6 protein-coding genes and 1 pseudogene are annotated in these 7,045 nt (G+C 63.5%); 5 read left to right on the forward strand and 2 right to left on the reverse strand.

Features of this window, described 5'->3' with window-relative positions; translation table 11 throughout:
• Positions 1-499, forward strand: a 499-nt coding sequence (locus AC27KI_RS16440; RefSeq protein ID WP_487114779.1) for a carbohydrate porin, incomplete at its 5' end; no start/stop codon positions are given.
• A 492-nt stretch (positions 500-991) separates the two neighbouring features.
• Here the strand turns inward: AC27KI_RS16440 and AC27KI_RS16445 are convergent.
• A complete protein-coding gene (locus AC27KI_RS16445; protein ID WP_487114781.1) occupies positions 992-1,183 on the reverse strand; it encodes a hypothetical protein in 192 nt (63 codons plus the stop codon).
• On the opposite strand from AC27KI_RS16445, the pseudogene AC27KI_RS16450 reads away from it, so the two are divergent.
• The 4 genes and pseudogenes from AC27KI_RS16450 to AC27KI_RS16465 form a co-directional block, all read left to right on the forward strand.
• Positions 1,182-1,355: pseudogene (locus AC27KI_RS16450) on the forward strand (DUF6531 domain-containing protein); the annotation flags it as partial. The gene AC27KI_RS16445 and the pseudogene AC27KI_RS16450 overlap by 2 nt on opposite strands.
• A gap of 21 nt (positions 1,356-1,376) precedes the next feature.
• Positions 1,377-5,255: an RHS repeat-associated core domain-containing protein gene (locus AC27KI_RS16455; RefSeq protein ID WP_487114785.1), complete on the forward strand. Its 3,879-nt coding sequence runs from the start codon at positions 1,377-1,379 to the stop codon at positions 5,253-5,255.
• 13 nt (positions 5,256-5,268) lie between these two features.
• Positions 5,269-5,511, forward strand: a complete 243-nt coding sequence (locus AC27KI_RS16460) for a hypothetical protein (protein ID WP_487090875.1) — start codon at positions 5,269-5,271, stop codon at positions 5,509-5,511.
• A gap of 204 nt (positions 5,512-5,715) precedes the next feature.
• Positions 5,716-6,270: a tetratricopeptide repeat protein gene (locus AC27KI_RS16465; protein WP_487090874.1), complete on the forward strand. Its 555-nt coding sequence runs from the start codon at positions 5,716-5,718 to the stop codon at positions 6,268-6,270.
• A 120-nt stretch (positions 6,271-6,390) separates the two neighbouring features.
• Here AC27KI_RS16465 and AC27KI_RS16470 read toward each other — a convergent pair.
• Positions 6,391-7,045: Hpt domain-containing response regulator (locus tag AC27KI_RS16470; RefSeq protein ID WP_487114783.1), on the reverse strand; the 655-nt coding region annotated here is incomplete at its 5' end.

Below are 7,045 nucleotides of genomic sequence, written 5' to 3' on the forward strand. Positions count from 1 at the left end.
CGTTGGCGGCACGCCGGACGTCGGCGCCGTGCGCCGCCTGCAGACCAAGACCGGCTGGGCCCTGACCCTGGAGGCCCCGCTGGCGGAAGACGCCGGCGTCTTCGTGCGCGCCAGCCGCAGCAGCGGCCGCCAGGAGACGTATGCCTTCGCCGAGATCGACCGCCAGCTGTCCTTCGGCGGCCAGATCGGCGGCGCCGCCTGGGGCCGCGCCGCCGACCGTGTGGGCGCCGCCTTGGCGGTCAACGGGTTGTCGGCCGACCACCGTAACTACCTCGCAGCCGGGGGGCTGGGGGCGTTCCTGGGCGACGGGGCGCTGCGCTATGGCAGCGAGCGGGTGTGGGAGGCGTATTACCGGTTCACTTTCGACCCGGTGCCGATGTCCGGCGGGCCGCTGCAGTCCGCCGTGTCGCTGGGGGTGCAGCACATCGTGCACCCGGGCTACAACCGCGACCGGGGACCGGTGGACGTGGTGTCGGTGCGGGTGCATGCGGAGTTTTGAGGGGCGGCTGGTCATGCATGCATTCATTACTTGTGAATCAATTAGTTTGTGACTAATAATTCAGTTTTTTTGGCATTAGACAAAACAGCAGGCGGGAGAAGAAATGCAATGTGCAAAAAATGAGGCATCGGTTGAAAGTGCCTTGACTGTGGGCTGCCCTGTGTTTAGCACGACGGTGCTCAGAGCCGCTGGACCTCAAAGCGGTTTTTTGGGGTGGACAGCGTTTGCCATGCGCCGGCTGAGCGGGTTTTGCCGTTGCGCGATGGCGCGGGCACTGTCGCACGCTGCGTTGGGCCTTTTGATGCTCACGGGCAGTCTCGCTGCGCATGCGGAACTGCAAAAAAGCTTTATGTACCATTGGTCGACGGGAAACCCGAAGTTCGCCACCAAGGAGGCGTACTGCGCATGGTTTGCCGGCCACTATTCCAATGCCACAGGCTTTGCGGTCGCAGGCGACTACTGCGCCGTCGACTCCTCTGAGGGCCCGGCGTATTACTGGGCCCCCATCTGGAAACAATCTACGTTGTCCTGCCCGCCCAACAGCACCACCACGGCGAGCGGCACCTGTGCCTGCCAGCCGGGGTTCGCCGAGGACGTGCCCACCAACGCCTGCATTGCCGCCACGCCCGAACCATCGGCATTTTCCTGCAGGGCCTCCGGCGTGGAAGTGGGGCAGCCCATCATGCCGTCGACCGAAGCCAAGGTCCGCACCGAGACCGACTGGAGCGGGCAGGGGCCTGCGGCGCTGTCTTTTACTCGGCGGTACGAAAGCACGTGGGGCAAAGACCCGGGCCGGCCCCAAGGGCCCTTGAGCAAGGCCTGGAGTCACAATCACCAAGCGTTTCTGTTGGCCAGCAGTGCGGCCACCGGAATCAGCGTGAGCATCACGACGGGAGAGGGCCACCTGCGGACCTTCTTCAAGGCGACGGGCAGCAGCACCTGGACCACGGACAGCAACGACGTGCTGACGCAATCGGCCTCCGGCGCCTGGACCTACCAGCGCAGCGACGACGACGCCACGCTGCAGTTCAGCAGCGGCGGCAAGCTGCAGTCGGTCACGGCGCGCAACGGCTGGGTGACGTCCTACGCGTACCACGCGTATGGACTCTTGGCCTCCATCACCAATCCGTTCGGGCAGAAGCTCTTGCTTGATTACCAACCGTCGGGCCGGCTGACCTCTGTTACCACACCGGATCAGCAAGTCATCCGCTATGCCTACGACGGCAGCGGCCGGCTCTCCAGCGTCACCTATCCCGATGGCAAGAGCCGGTCCTTCCTGTACGAAGATGCGGGCTTCCCGCAGGCCCTCACCGGCATCGTGGACGAGACCGGTGCGCGCTGGGGCACCTTCGGCTACGACAGCACGGGCCGGGCCACCAGCACCGAGCTGGCCGGCAGCGTCAACCGCTACCAGGTGAGCTATCCGGCAGCCGATGGCTCCGGCGCCACCGTCATCGACCCCCTGGGCACGGCGCGCACCTTCAACTACAGCCTCAACCTGGGCAAACTGGTCGTCAGTGGTGCCAGCAAGCCCGATCCACTGGGCAAGCCCGATGCCGCGCAGCGGGTGCAGAACGCGCAAGGGCTGATCGACTCCGAGACGGACTTTCTCGGGAGCGTGACGACGTACCAATGGGATGCGGGCAGGCGCGTGCCGCTGAGCACCACGCAGGCCAGCGGTACGGCGCAGGCCCGCACCACGAGCACGGAATGGCACCCGCAGTGGCGCCTGCCGGTCAAGGTGACGGAGGCGGGCCGCGAGACGGCCTACACGTACGACGGCCAGGGCAACGCCCTCACGCAGACGATCAAGGACACCTCGGTCACGCCAGCCGTCTCGCGCACCTGGGCCTGGACCTACCATCCCTCGGGCCTGGTCGCCAGCGAGACCGACCCGGGCGGCGCAGCGACCACCTACGCCTACGACAGCGCGGGCCACCTCACCCAGGCCACCAACGCGCTGGGCCAGAGCAGCCTGTACACCCACGACGCGGCCGGCCGAGTGCTCACCCACACCGCACCCACGGGCCTGGTGAGCAGCTACCAGTACGACGCGCGCGGGCGGCTCACGCGGGCGCAGCGCGGCGACGAGATCAGCAGCTACACCTACACCGCCAGCGGGCAACTGGCCAGCGCCAGCGTGGCCAGTGGCTACGCCACCAACTACACCTACGACGCCGCGCAGCGCCTGACCGGCTGGAGCGACAACCGGGGGGCGAGCGCCAGCTACACCCTGGACGGCATGGGCAACCGGATCAATGAGAGCATCACCGATGCGCAAGGCCAGGCCGCGTGGACAGTCGCGCGCACCATCAACAGCCTGAACCGGGTGGAGAGCGTCACCATCGGCTCGGCCGCGACCGGCACGGTCAGCACCAGCGGCTATGGCTACGACGCCAACGGCGAACTCATCCGCAGCACCGAGATCGTTGGGGGCGCCAGCCGCAGCACCACCCTCGCGCTGGACGCGCTGCGGCGCGTGAAGACCCTCACCAACGCGCAGAACGCCAGCGCCGCGCTGGAATACAACGCCCAGGATGCCGTCACCAAAGCCACGGACTTCAAGAGCGTGGCCACCAGCTACACGCGGGATGCCCTGGGCAATGCCAGCCAGGAAGCCAGCGCCGACAGCGGCACGCTCACCCGCACCTACGACAGCCTGGGGCTGCCGCAAAGCCTCACTGACGCGCTGGGGCGTGCCACCGCCATCACGCGCGATGCGCTGGGCCGGCCCACGCAGATCGTGAGCAGCCTGGGCGGGGCCAGCCGCACCACCGTGCTGCGCTACGACCTGCCCGGGCCCGAGTACAACGCCAGCGGCAGCCCGAGCGCCAGCGTGGGGGCCTTGAGCGAGATCCAGGACGCGGGCGTCACCACGCGCTACCAGCGCGACGCGCAAGGGCGCATCACCGCGCGCACGCAGGTCCTGGCCAACGGCAGCAGCAGCACCGTGGGCTACCAATACGTTCCTGCCGGCAGCGCAGGCGCGGGGCAGATCGCCCGCATCACCTACCCCAGCGGTCGCCAGCTGGTGCACCAGTACGACGCCACCGGCCAGCTCACCGGGCTGCAGTGGAACGGCCAGCCGCTGGTCAGCGGCATCACCTGGAGCCCGCTGGGCCAGGCCACCGGCTGGCAATGGCCCGGGTTCGTGCAGACCCCCGGCAACCCCGCGCCGCTGGCCGAGCAGCGCAGCTACACCAGCGCGGGCCAGCTGGCCGCCAGTGCCCTGCTGCAACTGACCTGGGACAGCGCCGGGCGCATCGCGCAGATCACCCAGCAACACATGCTGCCCACGCAAAGCAGCACGGTGGCGCAGCAGGTGGCGCTCACCAGCGCGTACAGCTACGACGCCGTGGGCCGGCTCACCGCCAGCGCGCACAGCGCGCCCAACACCCTCACGCTGCCCAGCGGAACGGCCTTGAGCGACACCATCGGGGCCAACGCCAGCGGCTACGCGTGGGATGCCAACGGCAACCGCAGCCAAAGCTACTACAGCAGCAGCACGGCAGGGGGCACCGCCACGCTGCAGCGCGACTACCAAATCGCCAGCAACAGCAACCGCCTGGGCGGCTACACGCAGACCTTCACGCCCGCGGGCGGCAGCGTGCAGACCACCAACGTCAGCTACAACCACGACGCCACCGGATCGATCACCAGGAAGGGCGACAGCTACCTGCACTACGGCGTGGACGGCCGCATCGCCAAGGCGGGGCCGAGCGCCGACCCGGCCAACGCACTGGCGGTGAGCTACACCTACAACGCCCTGGGCCAGCGCGTGTTCAAGAGCGATGCGAGGTTGTCCGGGGCCAACAACCCGGCGATCACCCAGCAGACCGTCTATGCGGAGGACGGCATCGGCAGCACCGTGCTGGGGCAGTACGGCAGCCGGCGGAGCAGCGACAGCGCGGCACCGGCGGGCGAAATGGACAGCACCGAAGTCATCTATCTGCCCACCGCGAACGGCCCGATGCCCATTGCCGCGCAGATCAACGGCAGGTTGTACGCCATCGATGCGGACCACCTGAACACGCCGAGACGCCTGACGAACACGCAGGGGCAGGTGGTGTGGCAATGGCTGATCACGGGGTTTGGAGAGGCGAACCCGACGACCGGGGCGACCGGCTACACGCAAAGCGGGCAGGGGAGCAGCAACTACAGCGAAGCCATCAAGTTCGACCTGCGGTATCCGGGGCAGGTGTTGGATGAGGAGACAGGACTGGCGTACAACCTGAACCGGTACTACGACCGGGAGGGAGGGCGGTACTTCCAGGCCGACCCGATTGGACTGGAGGGGGGGTGGAATCGGTTTGCTTATGTGAGTGGCAATCCGCTGGCATGGACTGATCCCAAGGGCTTAGCAATTCCGGCAGTGGTAATTGCATGTATGAGTAATCCTTTATGTGCAACTGCTGCCGGAGGAGTTGCTGTTGCAGCAATAAATGCATGCAAACAAACGTTTGATTATTTATCTCCGCGCTTTACAAACTGGTCGCTGTCGACTAGTAATCCAATGACTGGTGAGCCAGGTTGTGAAGTAGAATGTGAAAATAAAAGTGGTAATAGAAAACAAACGAGGCGGTATGGGCCGGACGGATTTCCTGAAACGGACACTGACTGGGACCATAGTCACGGAGGAATCGGCTCTCCACATTCACACGATTGGAGTCGTCCATCTGACGGGAGTCGACCTACTCACGGAAACCGTGGGGAAGGGCGACCTTCGGTGCCAGGTGATCCAGGACTTGTTAAATAAATAAGAGGTAAAAATGATTTGCTTAGTAATTACACCTGTGGGCTTAAAAGAAGCACTTCAATTAAAGCGTAATGGCGGGAGTCATCATATTTGGTGTGGCTCAGATTTGGTTTTTGATTCAATATCAATTAAAGATGTTTCGCAATTTAATTATCCTTTGATGGGTGCGAGTTTGGATATTATTGAGGGCGCGTTAGAGACAATTAGGGAGCACCATCCGGATGAGGTTGTGTGGGTGGAAGGCTGTTTGCGATAGTTGGATGAAAAGCCGCTATAAATGGTCCGCGCGATGAATTGCAGTGTTCAAATTTTTATTAATGCATTGAACGCGGCAAGGCATTTAATTGCTGATCTTGGATAATGGCTGTATCGAATTTTATAAGGACCGCGAAATTAGTGCCTATCCATTGTTCAGGAGCGTCCTGCTGCTCGCCGAGTGATGCTTCGATCAAGTCAATTCATGGCAGCACTGCAGGCCTCCGACGAAAATCGTAGTGAAGAGGCACTTCGACTGATGGAGCAATGTGCAAAGGAGGGAGATCCCGTTGCGTGCTATTTCATGGCGCTTTGGTATCGCGATGGCGAAGGCGTTCTTGCGAGCGCGGTTCAAAGCGAGCATTGGATGCAGGAAATGCAACGGATCGCTGAGTCCGACAATGCCGAGGCTCAATGGGAATTAGGACAGGCCCTTCGATACGGCAATGTCTTTCCTTGTGACGTCCGGCGTGCCAATTACTGGCTGGAGCGCGCCGCGGAAAACGGTTGGGGCGAAGCGCAACATCAGTTGGCGTGGTATCTGGAAACGGGGCAGTATGGCTATGCGGATGATAAGCAGATGGCCGAGCAGTGGTACCAACGTGCATTTGAGCAAGAGCATCCCGAGGCGCTTTACACATATGCCCTGCGCGATTTCAAGGGCGGCAACATCACGGAGAAAGCGATTGAGTTGCTTAAGCGCGCGGCCGAGAAGGGGTTCAAGCAAGCGGAGCACGTCTTGCGTAAGCACACGCACTGAGCGATGGCCCATGTGATGGAGATTTCCCTCAGAAAGCGCTGAGCCAATGGATTGTTCGAATGCGAACAGCCTAGCCTTTAAATCCTTATGGAATGGTGTCAATGGCGATGCGATGGGGGTTCACACGCAACTCAAGGCCATTTTCAATTCCTGGAGCCCAAGAGCCATCGCTTCCTCGGACCATCGAATAAGCGCATCCACCTGTATCCCATCCTTGGCATCCGCCGCCATCTCCAGCGCCCGGGTAATACCACTCCACCGTTGCAACCCAAAACTCCCAACGGTGCCCCCCAACTCATGGACTTCCTGCCGCAGGCGGTCCCAGGCCTCGGCGCGGCGGGCGTCATGGATGCGGTCCATACGCTGCTCACAGTCGAGAATGAATCGGGTGACCAGCGCGTCGAAGCGGTCAGTGGTGAAAACACTGCGCAGCTCCTCCAAGGCCTTTTCATCGAAGAAAGCATCCGTACCCACCTCGGCGGCCCCTTTGACGAGGGCTGGCTGAGCATGGTGGTCGTCGGCCTCTGCGCTCGGTGATGTGAATGCCGTTGCAGGCGCCGGGGCAGCAGACGCCGAAGGTACCTTGTGCCCCCCCGGCGCCAGCCACCGCGCCAGAGTGGCCCACAGCCTCTCCTCCAGCACCGGCTTGGCCAGGTGATCGTTCATGCCGGCCGCCCGGGTGCGCTCGATGTCCTGGCGCGCGGCGTTGGCGGTCATGGCAATGATGGGCAGGTGGGCGAAGCGCGGGTCTTGGCGCAGCGCGCGGGTGGCGGTC

This window comes from Acidovorax sp. KPB24-03, assembly GCF_057546605.1.